Origin of the sequence: Novosphingobium indicum (genome assembly GCF_014645195.1) — a bacterium.
GTDB lineage: Bacteria > Pseudomonadota > Alphaproteobacteria > Sphingomonadales > Sphingomonadaceae > Novosphingobium > Novosphingobium indicum.
This window is the reverse complement of the sequence record NZ_BMLK01000016.1, coordinates 73991-89951: the sequence shown is the minus strand read 5'-3', so window position 1 is coordinate 89951 and position 15961 is coordinate 73991. Positions and strand designations below refer to the sequence as shown.

18 protein-coding genes are annotated in these 15961 nt (G+C 64.8%); 1 reads left to right on the top strand and 17 read right to left on the bottom strand.

The features are described 5' to 3' along the window. Positions 1-208 precede the first annotated feature (208 nt). The 17 genes from IEX64_RS16520 to IEX64_RS16440 form a co-directional block, all read right to left on the bottom strand. Positions 209-817, bottom strand: coding sequence for a DedA family protein (locus IEX64_RS16520; protein WP_188821275.1), 609 nt, complete (start codon positions 815-817; stop codon positions 209-211). A 12-nt stretch (positions 818-829) separates the two neighbouring features. Further along, positions 830-1309, bottom strand: a complete 480-nt coding sequence (locus IEX64_RS16515; RefSeq protein ID WP_229710494.1) for a hypothetical protein — start codon at positions 1307-1309, stop codon at positions 830-832. After that, positions 1306-1761: an MgtC/SapB family protein gene (locus tag IEX64_RS16510; RefSeq protein ID WP_188821273.1), complete on the bottom strand. Its 456-nt coding sequence runs from the start codon at positions 1759-1761 to the stop codon at positions 1306-1308. Before IEX64_RS16510 ends, IEX64_RS16515 begins: the two co-directional genes overlap by 4 nt. A gap of 114 nt (positions 1762-1875) precedes the next feature. Then, positions 1876-2625 (bottom strand): HAD-IIB family hydrolase, encoded by a 750-nt coding sequence (locus tag IEX64_RS16505; protein WP_188821271.1) that lies wholly within the window; start codon positions 2623-2625, stop codon positions 1876-1878. Continuing rightward, positions 2622-5123, bottom strand: coding sequence for a heavy metal translocating P-type ATPase (locus IEX64_RS16500; RefSeq protein WP_188821269.1), 2502 nt, complete (start codon positions 5121-5123; stop codon positions 2622-2624). Before IEX64_RS16500 ends, IEX64_RS16505 begins: the two co-directional genes overlap by 4 nt. Continuing rightward, on the bottom strand, positions 5120-5728 hold the full coding sequence (locus IEX64_RS16495; protein ID WP_188821267.1) for a cation efflux transmembrane domain-containing protein: 609 nt from the start codon (positions 5726-5728) through the stop codon (positions 5120-5122). Before IEX64_RS16495 ends, IEX64_RS16500 begins: the two co-directional genes overlap by 4 nt. Next, positions 5725-6411, bottom strand: coding sequence for a ZIP family metal transporter (locus IEX64_RS16490; RefSeq protein WP_018251225.1), 687 nt, complete (start codon positions 6409-6411; stop codon positions 5725-5727). The genes IEX64_RS16495 and IEX64_RS16490 overlap by 4 nt, the downstream gene beginning before the upstream one ends. A gap of 3 nt (positions 6412-6414) precedes the next feature. Further along, on the bottom strand, positions 6415-6798 hold the full coding sequence (locus tag IEX64_RS16485) for a hypothetical protein (RefSeq protein ID WP_188821265.1): 384 nt from the start codon (positions 6796-6798) through the stop codon (positions 6415-6417). 5 nt (positions 6799-6803) lie between these two features. Then, entirely contained in the window at positions 6804-7691 is an 888-nt protein-coding gene (locus IEX64_RS16480; RefSeq protein WP_188821262.1) for a bestrophin family protein, read from the bottom strand. A gap of 31 nt (positions 7692-7722) precedes the next feature. Then, complete coding sequence (gene fliE / locus IEX64_RS16475) at positions 7723-8064, bottom strand: flagellar hook-basal body complex protein FliE (RefSeq protein WP_019368193.1); 342 nt, start codon at positions 8062-8064, stop codon at positions 7723-7725. Positions 8065-8109: 45 nt separating this feature from the next. Continuing rightward, complete coding sequence (locus tag IEX64_RS16470) at positions 8110-8481, bottom strand: hypothetical protein (protein WP_188821292.1); 372 nt, start codon at positions 8479-8481, stop codon at positions 8110-8112. Beyond that, positions 8481-8969, bottom strand: a complete 489-nt coding sequence (locus IEX64_RS16465) for an SRPBCC family protein (RefSeq protein ID WP_188821260.1) — start codon at positions 8967-8969, stop codon at positions 8481-8483. The genes IEX64_RS16470 and IEX64_RS16465 overlap by 1 nt, the downstream gene beginning before the upstream one ends. A gap of 53 nt (positions 8970-9022) precedes the next feature. Next, on the bottom strand, positions 9023-12268 hold the full coding sequence (locus IEX64_RS16460; protein WP_188821258.1) for an efflux RND transporter permease subunit: 3246 nt from the start codon (positions 12266-12268) through the stop codon (positions 9023-9025). 3 nt (positions 12269-12271) lie between these two features. Continuing rightward, the gene (locus tag IEX64_RS16455; protein ID WP_188821256.1) at positions 12272-13450 is read right to left on the bottom strand and encodes an efflux RND transporter periplasmic adaptor subunit; all 1179 of its coding nucleotides are present in this window, start codon (positions 13448-13450) and stop codon (positions 12272-12274) included. Beyond that, complete coding sequence (locus IEX64_RS16450) at positions 13450-14727, bottom strand: TolC family protein (RefSeq protein WP_188821254.1); 1278 nt, start codon at positions 14725-14727, stop codon at positions 13450-13452. Before IEX64_RS16450 ends, IEX64_RS16455 begins: the two co-directional genes overlap by 1 nt. 60 nt (positions 14728-14787) lie before the next feature. Further along, positions 14788-15084, bottom strand: coding sequence for a hypothetical protein (locus tag IEX64_RS16445; protein WP_188821252.1), 297 nt, complete (start codon positions 15082-15084; stop codon positions 14788-14790). 65 nt (positions 15085-15149) lie between these two features. After that, positions 15150-15302 (bottom strand): hypothetical protein, encoded by a 153-nt coding sequence (locus IEX64_RS16440; protein ID WP_188821250.1) that lies wholly within the window; start codon positions 15300-15302, stop codon positions 15150-15152. 72 nt (positions 15303-15374) lie between these two features. Between IEX64_RS16440 and IEX64_RS16435 the strand changes: the two genes are divergently transcribed. Further along, positions 15375-15761 carry a MerR family transcriptional regulator gene (locus IEX64_RS16435; protein ID WP_188821248.1) on the top strand — a complete coding sequence of 129 codons (387 nt, stop codon included), beginning with the start codon at positions 15375-15377 and terminating at the stop codon, positions 15759-15761. Positions 15762-15961 lie beyond the last annotated feature (200 nt).

Below are 15961 nucleotides of genomic sequence, written 5' to 3'. Positions count from 1 at the left end.
CTCCATATTCCGGCCCAACGCCACTTCCCTCCGTTGCGACGCCATGCGTGAAATCCGCTGCGGTGAAGCCTTCCAACCAATCTGATGAGGACGATCGCGCTGGCTGGCGAGATCAGGCTAAAGGTACGTGCGAAGCGTGTGATGCGGACAAGCATCGAAGCTGCCATGAGCCAAAGGCCGGCAGGAAACGCGGGCAGCAGGTCAGCCATCAATGGCCATCCCTTGATCGCCCGAAAGTCGCGACCCGCCAAAGATACCAGATGACGGCCAGCGCGAGCACGGCGTTGCTGACCGGCTCGATGACGCTCGCCACCTGGCTATAGCGCTCGCCCAGCTCATAGCCCGCCATGACGAGGATCACGGTCCATATGGCCGAGCCGGCGAGCGTCGAGACCAAGAATGGACCAAGGGGCATCCCGCTGACCCCAGCGGGCACCGAAATCAGGGTTCGGACTCCCGGGACCATGCGCCCGAACAGAACCGCCCAACGACCATAGCGGTCGAACCAGCGGTCGACATGATCGACCTCGCCGGGCGTTAACGTCAGCCATCGGCCGTGGCGGGAAGCAAAGCGCTTCAATCGATCGATGCCGATCCAGCGACCGACATAGTACCACAGCACCGCCCCTGCAGCCGATCCGAGAGTGCCCGCGATTGCCACCACCCACAGCGAGCCGCGCCCCTGCGCAGCGGTGTAGCCGGCAAGTGGCAGGATTACTTCCGACGGGATTGGCGGGAAGACGTTCTCCGCCAGCATCAACAGGAAGACGCCAAGGCCGCCGAGTGACGCGAGGATCGATGTTATGATGTCGAACACAAACCAGCCTCGTCAGAAGATCCAATAGGAGATCGCGCAAATCACGAGCAGGAGGGCGACGACGGACCCAACGATCCGATTTTCCAGGCGCGGACATTCGACGTTCCTGATCCGCACGGCGACCTGCCAAGCGGGTCGAACCGGACACCGCCACGAACCTGCGGCAATCCGATCCAGCTCGGCATCCGACAACCCGAAGAACGATTTTGCTTCACCGCGCGATCGTCCCGCCAACCCCATCACCCGCAGCACCACGTCGCTCCATGCGACATCGATCGCGCTCGGCCGATCGACCATCGCGCCGCGCGCGTCGCCGCCCGCCCAGGAGGGGGACAGCAGGCCGATGATCTGGTGGGGATTGCGCTCAAGCAGCGTCGCCCAGCGCAGCAAGCGATGTTGGCGGTCCCGCGCCGCGATGGTCTTCGCCGGTGCCCAGCGCCGGGTAAGGGATCGCACAGGCCGCATCCATCGGCTCGCCCAAGGGCTCGTCATGGGCTCGCCGAGCTGCCGACGTCGCCATTGGTGGCGCGCTTGAGCGGACGAGAGCAGCGCAAGGTGAGGAAGGTGGTGGCGCTCAGGATGAAGGCGATGTCGTATAGGCCGTAGCCCACGGCCGCGCCGAGCGCGCCAGTCGCCCACAGACTGGCCGCCGTCGCCGTGCCTGAAGCCTTGTCGCCCTTCTTCAGAATCGCGCCGCCCCCGATGAAGCCGACGCCCGTAATTAGACCTTCGAGCAACCTGGCTTGCGCTGGAGACGTGCGGCCGAGGATCGCGATGCCCACCAGCACGAAGCCGCAACTGGCGATGGCAACCAACGGAAATGTGCGGATGCCTGCGCTGCGAGCGTCCTTCTCGCGATCCCAGCCAACAGGAAGGGCGAGCGCATAGGCGACGGCAAGACTGATGATATGGGTGGTTATCTCCCACCACGAGCTTTGAAACATGCCGGCCTGCCTGTTCTACGCGATTGCTCCAGATCGGAGGTAAAGGGGGAAGATCGGGCCGAGAGCCCCACAGACGTTCAGGCCCAAGGCGGGGATCGCGAACATCGGCGATCCCTACCGGTGCAGACATGCGATGATGGCAGTCACGACGGCGGTGGTTTCCGCAACGTCGCGCACTCTCACCGTATCGAGGCCAATTTCAGCGGCGGGATAGTCATTCCCACCAGGGAAGATCGCATCGCCGATGAACAGCATCCCGTCGAGCGGGACGCCGCTTTCAGCACTCAGGCGCTTCAGGCCATAGCCCTTGTCCACCCCTGCCCTGGTCACGTCGATCGATGTCGTGCCACCTAGATTGATTGAGAGGTCCGGCAGCGTCGCGCGCAACATGGCCTGCAACGCGGTCCTCTTCTTTCGGTCGGGATCCCACGCTTCCTTCTCCTTTAGCGGCGCTGCCTGCCCCAGCCCCGAAAAGGTGATCTGGCTACCCCGGTCCTCGATCCGTTCGCCCCAGATACGTTCGTCGGCGAGGCCGGCATCGGTCAGGGCCTGATCGAAGGCCGCGCGGATCGTCGCCTTCTCTGCGTCGTCGAACAGCTCGACATAGACCGCGCGCCAAGCTCCATTGATGAACCGGTAGAGTTTTGTGCCTGTGGTCGGCATCAACCAGAGACGGTCAAGCGCGGCGCCGGCAGGAAGACGCGAGGCGACCTGCTTTTCGAACTGCGGCCAGTCCCCGCCCGAGATCACCGCCACATCCGTGACGGCGAGCAATCGGCCGAGGGTCTCGGCCATATCCTCTGATAGCGGCCGCTTGCTCTCGGCAAGCGTGCCGTCGAGGTCGAAGGCGATCATCCACTTCATGCCGCCTTCCCCGCCGGATCGCGGTAGGCGAGCAGCCTGAGCGCGTTGACGACAACAAGCAGCGTTGATCCCTCATGAACCGCCACCGCTGGCCCAATGCCGAGGCCAAGGATGGTGGCAGGAACGAGGAAGGCGACCACGCCCAGGCTGACGAAGACGTTCTGGCGGATGATCCCGCGTGTGTGACGGCTCAAGCCGACCGCGAACGGCAGGTGCGCCAGATCGTCGGCCATCAATGCGACGTCGGCTGTCTCCAGCGCCACGTCCGAGCCCGCCGCGCCCATTGCAATGCCGACCGTTGCACTGGCCATCGCCGGCGCGTCGTTCACGCCATCGCCGACCATCGCGACCTTGTCTTCACCGGCGAGCTTCTTGATCGCGGCGACCTTGTCTTCCGGCATGAGATCGCCCCATGCCTCGTCGATCCCGACATCGTTGGCGATCGCTTCGGCGACTTTCTGGTGGTCGCCGGAGATCATTATCATCCGCGACACGCCCATCTCGTGCAGCCGGCGCAGCGCGGTCTTTGCCGCTTCGCGGGGCGTATCCATCAGGCCGATCGCGCCCAGGTCGCGGTCCCCCTTGCGGACCACCATCGTCGTGCGACCGTTTTCACGCAATTTCGCGATCGCGTCCTGTGCCCCCTGCCCCAGCGCCGGAATGCCCTCACTCCCGAACATCTCGGCCTTGCCGATCCAGACCGTCTCGCCATCCACGCTCGCGGTGACGCCCCGACCGGTCAGGCTCTTGAGGTCGCCGGCAGTCGGCACGGCACGATCGTTCAGTCGTTCGCGGCCGTCCTTGACGATCGCTTGGGCCAGAGGATGGTCGCTCAACGCTTCGACGGCGACGGCCAGCGCCAGCAGCTCGCCTTCATCGGCGCCATCAACGGGCACGACATCGGTGATGCGCGGACGACCTTCGGTCAGCGTGCCCGTCTTGTCGAAAGCGATCGCCTTGAGCGACCCGAGGTTTTCGAGCGGTGCACCGCCCTTCACGAGCACGCCGCCCCGCGCTGCACGGGCAACGCCAGACAGGACAGCGCTCGGCGTTGCGATGGCGAGCGCGCACGGGCTTGCCGCCACCAGCACCGCCATCGCGCGATAGAAGCTGTCGCGGAACGGCTCGTCGACGACCACCCATGCGAAGAGCAGGAGCACCGACAGGATCAGGACAGCAGGCACGAAGATCCGCTCAAACCGATCGGTGAAGCGCTGCGTCGGCGACTTCTGCGTCTCCGCTTCGCTCACCATCTTCACGACCTTGGCGAGCGCGCTTTCATTGGAACGGCGTGTCACCTCGATCTCGATCGCGCCGCCACCGTTGATCGTACCGGCAAAAACCCGGCTCTCCGCGTCCACTGCATCAGGCTTTGCCCGCGCCGCGGCGGCATCGGCGACCGGCACCTTGTCGACCGGGATGCTTTCACCCGTCACCGGGGCCTGGTTGATCGCGCTGTTGCCCTTGATGACGAAGCCGTCAGCAGGCAGGCGCTCGTTCGGGCGGACAATGGCAACGTCCCCAACGACCATTTGCTCGACCGGGATTTCGCTGGTCTGGCCGTCGCGTCGCACGGTCGCGGTTTCGGGCGCGAGCTTCGCTAACGCCTCGATCGCCTTCTTGGCGCGTCCCATCGCGTAATGCTCAAGCGCATGGCCAAGGCTGAACAGGAATAGCAGCAGCGCGCCTTCGGCCCATGCGCCCAGCGCAGCGGCGCCGGCGGCAGCGACCAACATCAGCGTGTCGATCTCGAACTTCTTCATCCGAAGGTTGTCGATCGCCTCGCGCAGCGTGAAGAATCCGCCGAAGAAATAGGCTGCGACATAGCAGCCCGTGGGCAGCCACTCCGGTGCGCCGGCAACCAGCCTTTCGATCGCATAGCCGATCCCCAGCAGCGCGCCGCAGGCAAGCGCGAAGATCAGCTCGGTATTGGGGCCGAGAAATTCGGCGTGGCTATGGTCGTGACCATCACCGGGGCCGTGCTTCTCTTCGCCCGCGTCGTGGCCCCCGGGGCCGTGGTCGTGGCCGGCATGGTCATCGGCGGCGACCCGCTTGCCAACCCTCACCTTCAGCTTGCGAAGAGCAGCGCGCACTTCCTCTTCTGTGGTCTCTCGGCGATCATATTCGACCCGGACCGACCCGCTGGTGCTGGCGCTTGCCTGTACCACCCCGGGCAACGCGCATAGCGCATCGCTGACCGTGCGCGCCCGCCGTTCGTGACTGATCCCTGTCACCTGCCAGATCGCATGACCGTAGCGTTCAGTGATTTCGGCACCTGCGGCCCGCACCATTTCACGCAATCGCGGCAGCGGCAGCTTGGCGGCGTCGAAATGGATGCACAGGGCCGCCGGCGTGTCGCCGTCGAGGCAGATCACATGCGCCCGCTCGACGCCTTCGCGTTTCGTCAGGGTTGATACGAGACGGTCCAGGCAAGCGTCGGCCGCGTCAGGAAGGTCCGGCAACAATACTGGAATATCGAGTTCGAGCTTGTCGTTCATGACGACCTCCTTTCGCTTTTCTTGGTTTCGGCGCGCGCGTCGCGCAGGATTTCGACACCGCCCTTGATGGCGATGATGGCGGTAGCGAAGCCGACCAGAAGGTCCGGCCAGTTGGTGCCCAGCCACAGCACCAGCACGCCCGCGATTAGGATGCCGCCATTGGAAATGAAGTCATTGAAGCTGAAGGTGGTGGCGGCCCGCAGGTTGACGTCCGGATCCTTGAGCCGCTGGAGCAGCCGCAGGCAGAGGTAGTTTACGACGCCGGCGATCGCCGACATGACCATCATGGTCGGTCCGATCGGCTCGCTGCCCTGAAGGTAGCGCCGGCCAACGTCGATCAGGATACCGCCCGCGAAGATCAGCAGCATGACGCCCGAAGCGACCGCGGCGCGTGTCTTCCACGTCTGGCCCCGGGTGAGCGCCACAAGGCTCAGCGCATACACGGCCGTATCGGACAGGTTGTCGACACCGTTTGCGATCAGGGCACTCGAATCCGCGAAAAATCCTGAGACGAAGAAGCCCGCCGCGATTGCTGCGTTCAGCAGCAGGACGATCCAGAGGGTACGGCGCTCCTTGCCGCCATTGTTGTCGTTGCTCGGGATCATCCCATGATCTCCTCGAGCGTTAGCAGGGCAAGGAACCCTACGAAGAACATCGAGCTGATGAGCGGGGTGTCAGGCTTCTCGTGCGCCTCAACCAGCAGCTCTTCCGTGACGAGGTAGAGCAGCGCCATCAGCCCAAAGCTCAGGAAGCCAGCGACCATTACCGGCGAGAGCGTGGCGACAGGAACGGCCGCGAGCGCGCCGATTGGCAGCAACAGCGCCAAGGCCGAGACGATCACGATGATGCGCAGGCGCGAGCGATAGGTTTCCGCCAGCTCGTTGGTCAGCGTCAGACCCAGGAAGAGCACTTCGAGCGTCAGCGCGATCGTCAGCAGAAATCCCGCCTTCTCGCCCGCGACGAAGGCAAGGCCGAGCACCAGGCCATCGACTAGGATGTCGATGCCGATGGCGGCGAGCAGCGCCATCGGCCCCTTGAAGCGGGCCTCGAAAGCCTTGAGACCCAGCATCGTTACGACGCCCGCCGCCCCGCCGATCAACGTCGCGCTGGGCGAAGCCTCATGCTTGACCTGCGGCAGAATTTCAGTCGCTGCCGCCGCGAACACGACGCCGGCAGCAAGATGCTGTAGCCCCGCCACGAGACCAGGATTCAATTTGGTGCGGCTCGCGATGATCGCGCCGAGCACGACCGCCAACACAGGCGCAAGCGTGTAGAGCAATGCCTGCATATCCTATGATTCCTCCGGTGTTCGATGACAGACGCGGATCTTCCCGCGCTGCGTGAAGGCGATCGACCCGCCCGCCACGACTGCCCGCGACTGGTCGCCGCGAAATTCTTCGCCGGTCCGTTGCGCGTGCAGGATCTCGGTTCTGCCGTTGGGCAGCCAGGTGACAGCCATCTTCAGCCCGTCGTCGATGAAGTCGACATCGGCGCGCGATCCATCGTCGCAATACATGATGCGCTGCGCGATCAATCGAGGCGTCAGATGCTTTTCATGCGCCGGCTCGGCCGGTTCGCTCGGCGCGGGATTGCACGCCCCTACGACCATACCCGCGAACAGAACGGCGCCGATGCGCGCGGCTGTCAGGCCAGGCAGGTGCCGCAAGGCGCGCACCGCCCTCACCACAGCACGCCGTGATCGGGCGTCAGCGGCTCAGGGGCCGGTAGTCCCGCCGTCTGAAGAAGGTCGATCTCGATCGTGCGGCACATGGCCGTGAGCGGGACATCGTGGACGCTATTGGCGAACGGATCGGTCAGATCCTCGCCGATGCTCAGCACCGCTAGGAAGACGAGTCCGATCAGCGTCGATCCGATCGGCGTGGCAAGGCCCAGGGATTCGACCAGCGCGATCGGGAGCAGCACGCAGAACACGCGCGTGAAGAGGTTCGGGAAAAACCGAAAGCCATTGGGCAGCGGCGTGTTCTTGATCCGCTCCATGCCACCCTGCGCATTGGCGATGTCGATCAGGACGCGCTCCACAGTTGCCTGCTGGATCTCGGTGATCCGACTTTCCGCGAGCGCGTCGGCGTAAATGCCCGATATGTCCTCCAAGAGCGCGTTGGCAGGGTTCAGGCGAGCGACCGCCATATCGGCGACGTCCGTTCCGGCGATCCGGGCAATCTCTTCATAGGGCGACTGTCGGCGAAGCTGGCAGCGCATCGAGTGCGCGAAGGCGATCTGCCGCAGGATGATGTTGTGCCGCATCTCACTGCCCTCGGGTTCCCCCTTGGTCAGGCTGCGCGTGATCCTGGCTAGGCTGCGCGACGCATTGATGAGCGCGCCCCAAAGGGTTCGCGCTTCCCACCAGCGCGCATAAGCTGCGTTGGTCCGAAACCCCATGAAGAGCGCAATGGCAGTGCCGAACAGCGCCGTCGGCAAAGGCGGTTCCTTGATCGGGGTCATCATGTGGAATGCCGTCACCGCCACGTCCCACACGAACAGGATCGTGAGAGGCTTCCAAACCTCGATAATGATCTGCCTAAAACGTGGCCTCGCGCCGACTATCATATCAATTACGCCCTAAATCTCTTAGCGATCGTCATCCGATCGGCATGTTCATGATGTCCCGATAAGCGGACAGCAGCTTGTTCCGGACTTGCAGGGTCGCCTCGAAAGTAATGGATGCGCGGCTCTGGATGAGCGCGACGGTTGCAATGTCGGTGGTTTCGCCACGCTCATATGCTTCGGTGACGACATCCTCTTGCTCTTGGGTCTCGTTGACCTTCGCGACCACGGCATTGAGGGTGTCGGCGAAGTTCGACGCCGGAGCGGTCGGCGTCACGCCGGGCGGTGCCGTCGGCTGCGCCTCACGCAAAGCGCGGCTTCGCGCGATCACTTCGGCGCGAATGGCCATCACATTCGAGATCGACGTGTCAGACATCGTTTCTCTCCCGTTGCAGTGCGACGTGTCGGAAGACAGGGCGGTTCATCGGGTGCCCTCCCGTTCGCAGATTCGGGTGCGGCCCTCGCCTTCCACGACGGTGAGCTGCGACCCCTTGAAGGTCGCGGTGGCTGTCTCGCCGACATATTGGAGGCCCTGCGCCGGCGCGGTCAGCGTCATGGGCACGGCGCTGCTGGAGCGCCGCAAATCGATCTGCAGGCCGTTGTCCTTGTAATCGACGAACAGCGGTTCCCCGTCGGAACAGCGATAGGGATGACGCCCCATTTCCCCGGTCGCCACGGCGCTGTCGGACGAATGGATTTGCTGCTCCGTTGGCGGAGCTGGCGGCTTGCTTTCCGTGCAAGCCGCCAGCCCGACAACGAGGATGAGGGCGGGCAGTACCCGCTTCAACGGCATCACCGCGCCTTCCTCCTGTAGCGGGAGGGGACGCGCTGACGATTGATCCCGCGGGCAGGCTGACCCACCCGCCAGCGCAGATAGGTTGCGAGGCGATCGTCAGCCTCGATCATCAGGGACCGCAGACGACGCAACATCATCGCCGCGAACGGCAGAGACAGCGCCCCGCGCAGCGTGCAGCTATGTGTTAGCCTGGTGCCACCGTCGTCCCCTGCCAGCTCGTACCGCTCTTCGAGCGTGAACAGATAAGGGATGCCGCAGGACCAAGCGAAGGCGCGCGGCTTGTCGAATTGATCGACCCGGGCCGGCGTCCGAATTGGCCGGGTGATGCCCTGGATCGCGAAGGTACATTCCGTCTCGCCAGGCTGGCACGGGTTGTCGAGGAATACGAGCGGACTCCAAGCCCGACGATGATCTGGATCGGTGATCGCCGACCAGATCCGCAGTGGCCCGCCGTGAAGCATTGAGCTGGTTATGGTGCGAGGCATATCCCCATCTCCCAGAGATGAGCGGGGCGATCGCGGATCGCCCCGCGCACCCATCAGGCCAAGTTGTTCACGAAGGTCTGACCGTGGTCGTCCCCTTCATGCTCCTCATTGTAGTGCTCGGGCTTCTCGATCACTTTCTGCCCGAACCGGGCGTAGAGCGTCGGCAGCACGAACAGCGTCAGCAGCGTCGCCGAGATCAGGCCGCCGATGACGACGGTCGCCAATGGCTTCTGCACCTCCGCGCCCGCCCCCTCGCCAAGCGCCATCGGCACGAAGCCGAGGCTTGCGACGAGCGCGGTCATGACGACGGGCCGCAGGCGCTGCATTGCGCCGACATGGGCCGCCTCTTCGCGCGATAGCCCCGACCGGATCAGATCCTGGATCGAGCTGACCATCACGAGGCCGTTGAGGACCGCGATGCCCGACAGGGCGATGAAGCCCACCGCCGCCGAGATCGAAAAGTCCATGCCTCGCAAGAAGAGCAGCAGGACGCCGCCCACCAGCGCGAATGGCACGCCGGTGAAGACGATGGCGGCATCGCGGACCGATCCCAATGCGCCATAGAGCAGCAACAGGATCAGGATGAAGCAGGCCGGAATGACCAGCTTCAGCCGCTCGCTCGCCGATTGCAGGTTTTCGAACTGGCCGCCCCATTCGAGATAGGTGCCGGCAGGCAGCCGAACCTGGCTGGCGATCGTTGCCTGCGCATCCGCAACCACCGATCCGACGTCGCGGCCACGCACGTTGGCTTGCACCACCACGCGCCGCTTGCCGTTCTCGCGACTGATCTGGTTGGGGCCGTCGACCACCTTGATCTCGGCGACGCTGGACAGCGGCACATAGCCGCCGCCTGCCACCGGCACCTGCACCTGCTGGAGCAGGCCGATGTCGGCGCGCTGCGCCTCCGACAGGCGGATCACCACCGGGAAGCGACGATCGCCTTCGAAGATCTGGCCCGAGGTCCGCCCGCCGATCGTGGCAGTCACGGTGTCCTGCACGTCCTGCGCCGTGACGCCCAGGCGTGCCATCGCGTCACGATTGACGCGAATGTCGAGCATGGGGAGACCCGTCGTTTGCTCAACTTTCACGTCCGCTGCGCCCTGCGTTTTACGCAGCGCCGCAGCGATTTGCTCGGCTGTCCGGTTCATCTGGTTGAAGTCGTCCCCGAACACCTTCACCGCGATGTCGCCGCGCACGCCGGCGATCAGCTCGTTGAAGCGCATCTGGATGGGCTGGGTGATCTCGTAGGCATTGCCCGGAATCTTCGCGAGATTGCCTTCGATCCGGCTGACCAGCTCTTCCTTGGGAAGCTCAGGATTCGGCCAATCCTTGCGCGGCTTGAGGATGACGAACATGTCGGTCGCGTTCGGCGGCATCGGGTCGGCCGCCAGCTCGGCGGTGCCCGTCTTGGAATAGACGAACTGCACCTCCGGCTGCTTCGACATCATCCGCTCGATCGGCACCTGCATCGCTTGGCTCTGCTGGACCGACGTCGCCGGAATACGGAGCGACTGGATCAGCAAATCGCCTTCATCAAGCTGCGGCAGGAACACCGAGCCGAGCGTGGTGAAGGCGAGCGCCGCCACCACAAGGCTCGCGACACCCGCCCCGATCGTCACGGTCGGACGCTTCATGGCCCGGTCCAGACCGGGTTCGTAGCGCTTCTTCAGCCACGTGATGATGCGGCCGTCCTTCTCCTCGACCTTCTTCGACAGCCAGATCGCGATCATCGCCGGCACGAAGGTGAGAGAGAGGATGAAGGCGAAAGCGAGTGCGATGATGACGGTGAGCGCCATCGGCACGAACGTCTTGCCCTCCACGCCGGTCAGCGTCAGCAGCGGCACATAGACAAGGATGATGATCGCCTGCCCGTACACAGAGGGACGGATCATCTCACGCGCAGCGGCTGCCACGGTCGCGAGCCGTTCCTTGACGCTGAGCAATCGGCCTTCATGATGCTGTTGCTCGGCAAGCCGGCGCAGCGCGTTTTCGACAATGATGACGGCGCCATCAACGATCAGACCGAAGTCCAGGGCGCCGAGGCTCATCAGATTGGCCGAGACGCCAGCACGCAGCATCCCGAAGCCGGTCAGCATCATGGTGATCGGGATGACCAGCGCCGCGATCAGCGCCGCGCGGAAGTTTCCGAGCAGCACGAAGAGCACGACGATGACCAGCACCGCGCCTTCCGACAGGTTCTTGGCAACCGTCTTGATCGTCGAGTTGACCAGTTCGGTGCGATTGAGCACCGGCTGAATCACCACGTCCGGAGGCAGCGAAGCGTTGATCGTCTTCAGCTTCTCCGCGACCGCGGTCGACACGACGCGGCTGTTCTCGCCGATCCGCATGATCGCGGTGCCGACGACGACCTCAGTGCCATTCTCCGAGGCCGAACCCATGCGGATCGCCTGACCCGTCTTCACGGTCGCGACTTGTTCGACCGTGATCGGCACGCCGTTACGTGTCGCGATCACGGTCCTGGCCAACTCGCCGGCATTGCGCACGAGCGCATCCGAGCGGACAGCCAGACCTTCGCCATTGCGATTGACGAAGCCGCCGCCGACGCTGGTGTTGTTGCGCTCCAGCGCGTTGCCCAGGTCGGTCAGCGTGATGCCGAGTGAAGCCAGCTTCTGCACATCGGGCACGACGAGGAATTGCTTGGCGTAACCGCCAATCGAGTCGACGCCGGCGAGGCCCGGAGTGTTCTTGAGAAGCGGCGTGACGATCCAGTCCTGCGCCGTGCGCAGGTATGTCGCCTTATCCTCTTCGGTCGTCAGTCGCTCGCCCTCTGGCGTGATGTAACTGCCATCGGGCTGTTGGCCCGGTTCACCGGGCTTGTGCTTGTCGTCCTCGCGATGCTCGAGACGAACGGTGTACATATACACCTCGCCCAGGCCGGTCGCGATCGGACCCATTTCGGGGTTCACGCCATCGGGTAGGTTCTCTTGCACGCCCTGCAGACGTTCACCCACCTGCTGACGGGCGAAATAAATGTCCGTGGCGTCCGAAAAGACGGCGGTGATCTGCGCGAAGCCATTGCGGCTCAGCGAGCGCGTATATTCAAGGCCGGGAGTGCCGGCGAGCGCGGTTTCGATCGGGAACGACACCTGCTTCTCGACCAGCTCGGGCGAGAGCGCGGGTGCGCGGACGTTAATCTGGACCTGATTATTGGTGATGTCCGGCACCGCGTCGATCGGCAGCCGGTAGAGGGAAAAGGCGCCGATGGCGGCGACGATGACGGTGAGCAGCAGGACTAGCCAGCGCTTCTCGACCGCCCATGTGACGATGCGGGCGATCATGGCTTAATCCTCGTGGCTCGCTTCGCCCTTGCCGATCTCGGCCTTGAGCGTGAAGCTTCCGGTGGTGGCGATCTGTTCGTTACCGGTCAGGCCCGAACGGACGATCACCGTATCGCCCGACGCATCGCCGAGCTGAACCGGGGTCGCCTTAAAGCCGGTGGGCGTTCGGACGAATACGACCGACTTACCCTCGAAGCTCTGTACCGCCGTCGTCGGCACGCGGATCGCACCGCTGCCGCCACTGCCCGTGAGTTGGACGGCAGCCGTCACCGGCTCGCCGACCCGCCATTCGCCACCCCGATTGTCGAGCGTGGCGAGCGCCGGCACAAGCCGCGTCTGCGGATCGAGCGCCGGCGACACGAAGGTGACGCGCGCGGTCGCCTGACGGCCCGCTGCCTTGACCAGCACCGTGTTGCCGGGGCGCACCCGGCCCGCATCCTCAGCCTTCAGGTTGAGCGCGATCGATACCTGGCTCAGGTTGGCGATGCGATAGAGTTCGGCGTCCGCCGCGACCGTCTGTCCCAGCGTCACGGGGCGCGCGATGATCTGGCCCGAGATCGGCGCGGCGATGCCGAGCCGGTTGAGACCGCCGCCGCCGACACCGGCGGCCGACACCATGCTCTGCGCCTGCGTCAGCGCGATCCGCGCTTCCGTCGCCGCCGTGCGGGCAGCGATCAGATCCTGCTCAGGGGATACCTTCTGGGCGAAAAGCCGCTGCTCGCGCGCGAGGTTCGAATTGGCGAGCTGAAGCCGTGCCCGTGCTGCCTCGACCTCGCCCTTGATCTGCGCCGCCTCGCGGCTCTCGATCACCGCAATAGTCTGGCCGCGCCCGACCGACTGGCCAAGGTTGCGCGTCAGCGCGACCACCCGTCCCGCGATCGCGGCCGAGACGACTTGCGTCCCTTGGGGGTCGCCCTCGATGATCGCGGGAAGCTCAATCGTTCCGGCTCCGCCGATGATCGGCCGTCCTACTTGGACGCCCGCCGCCGCGATCTGATCGGAACCCAATGTGACGACGCCCTCATCGGCGTGACCGCCTTCAGCGCCGCCCTTTTCCGCGCCAGCAGCCGCTTCGTTGCCGGCTGCCCCATTGGCGGCCGCCTCGTTCCCGGCGTCCTTGCCACCACAGGCAGCCAACAGCAGGGCGAGCGACGCCGCGCCCGCGAGATAGAAACTCTTCATCACTGATTTCCCCCATTCGGCGCAGGAGCGGTCAGTCGCTCCACTTGCGCGCGGGCATTCTGGTAATTGGCGAGCGCATCGATCGCGGCGACCCGCGTTTCAGCGAGTGTGCGTTCCGCATCGAGCAATTCGAGCTGGCCGAACTTGCCCTCGCGATAACCGATCCGCGCGATGCGGGCCGCCTCCTGTGCAGCCGCCAGCGCCGGCCCCGACGCCGCACGAGCCGTCGTCGCGGCATTGGCCGCCTGCGCCTGCGCGTCCGTGATCGCCTGTTCGATGTCGAGCGCGGTCACGCGACGTTGTGCATCCGCCTGCGTCCGCTGCGCGGTCGCCTGCGCTATCGCCGCGCGACCATTGTTGAACACCGGGATCGGGATCGACACGGTGAACACCGCCGCCATGTCATTGGTCGCTTCCAGTCGGCGGATCGCAGGCCCGACATTGAGGTCAGGGACGCGATTGGCGCGCGCAAGCCGCACGCCCGCTTCCGCGATCGAGAAATCCGCGTTCGCCGCCGCCAGCGCGAGCGTGCCGGTCGTATCGACCGGTGCCACCGGCCCATAGATGTTCGCCCCCGGCAGACGATCGAGCAGCGTGTCATCGAGCGCACCGTCAATCGGTCGACCGATCCGGCGCGCCAGATTGGCCCGCGCCGCCTCCGCCAAGCGAAGCTGCCGCTCCACATTGGCGTCGGCATTGATGCGCGCGACATCTGCGCGCTGTTGCTCGAGCGGGGAGGCCCGCCCCGCCTGCACGCGAACGCTCGCGGCCCGCAGCGCGTCGCTGGCGATCCGGGCCTGGTCGCGGGCTGTTGTAACCCGGCGATCGGCCGCGACCGCCTCGACATAAAGCTGCGTCACCTGAAGCCGGACATCTGCCGCGATGATCGCGGCCTGAATTTCGGCCCGGGACAATTGCGCATTGGCGACCGCGACGCGGGCGCCGCGCTTGCCGCCTAGCTCGATCGGGATCGCAAAGCCGACCGTGGATTCCGCGCTGCGGACCCCACGATACGGCCCCGAGCCGATGACGTTCTCAACCTGGCCCTGGACAACCGGGTTGGGCCGCAGTCCAGCGACCGTGCGGCCCGCACGGGCCGCATCGACCGCGGCTGTCGCCGCTTCGGCAGCAGGGGCCGAACCGCCCGCTGCACTGACCGCTTGGTCAAGCGTGTAGACCGGCGCGTCCTGCGCAAAAGGCGCGGACGGTCCGACCTGCGCCTGCGCCATAGTGGCGCACGACGCTGCGGCCAGCATGGCCGCGAGGATACGATGCATGAAAATAGGACTCCTGACGATGATCGACAGGGGCGCGCCAACGCGCGCCCAAATCGGACGTCAGGCTTGGGGGGGCCTCAAATGGACCATGCCGGTGCGGCCGTCGAGCGACGCAGAGGCGGAGATAGTCGGCTTGGGCATCGTGAGGACGTGGGTATATTCCATCGTCGTGCGCGCAGGCGCACCAACGTCATGCCCGTGACAGTAATTGTGATGGTGCGGGACGTTCTTGTCCGAATCCGACGGCACCTCGTCGATGTCGCCGGCGGAATGAACGGTAAACTCAACGCCCGCGATGCTTCCCCCCGCCAAATCGGCGGCATGAGCCATGCCAGAGAAGCTGGTAAGGACCAGCATCAGGCATGTCAGGAGAGGCAGAAAGGCTCGCACGAACCCGCCCCTACCACGGAAAGGTTTCCATGTCATTGCAATAACTCGCGCATCAACGGCGCGAGCCGCGTGGAGCTGGCTGAAGTGGTGGGTTTGATCGCAACTATCGAGACGCGGCGCTGCGCAGCCGTGCGGCCGAGGTCCGCGATCATGTCGCGCTGCGCTGAAAAAACGGCGTCTGCCATCGTCAAGCTCGATTCGTGGATCAGACGCCCTATATGAACCCTCATCCTACTAGAGGGTCAAGAGGCAGGGCGATGAAAATCGGCGAGATCGCCAAACGGACCGGCTTGAAGATCGAGACCGTGCGTTTCTACGAGGCAGAGGGTCTGGTTTCTCCTCCCCTTCGCAGCGGGGGCAATTATCGGTTGTACGATCGCTCGCATCTCGATCGGCTGTCCTTCATCAAGCGGTCGCGCGATCTGGGATTTTCCCTCGATCAAGTGCGCGCTCTTCTGCGTCTTGCAGATGACCCGCAGGAATCCTGCGCGGAAGCCGATACGATAGCTGCCGTCCATATCGCGGAGATCGATCGAAAGCTGGCCGATCTGACTGCACTTCGCGCTGAAATCGCCCACTGGGGCGGCACATGCACCGTTGGAACGGTTGCCGAATGCAGGGTTATCGACGCTCTGTCTCATTGAACCTGAAGACCAGTCGGGCGCGACCCTGCCGGGCACGGCTCTATCGGCGCCCTGGCGAGCGCCGACCGAGCCACCGTGCCGGCGTCTCGGCCCAAAGGGTGACGATCCTCGCGTGAGGTGTGCCACATGGCACACCTGTCGCCGCTGCCCGATGGGCGCGACTTCACTCGCCTAGCGCCGCGGCCCTCCCCCGGAGGCCC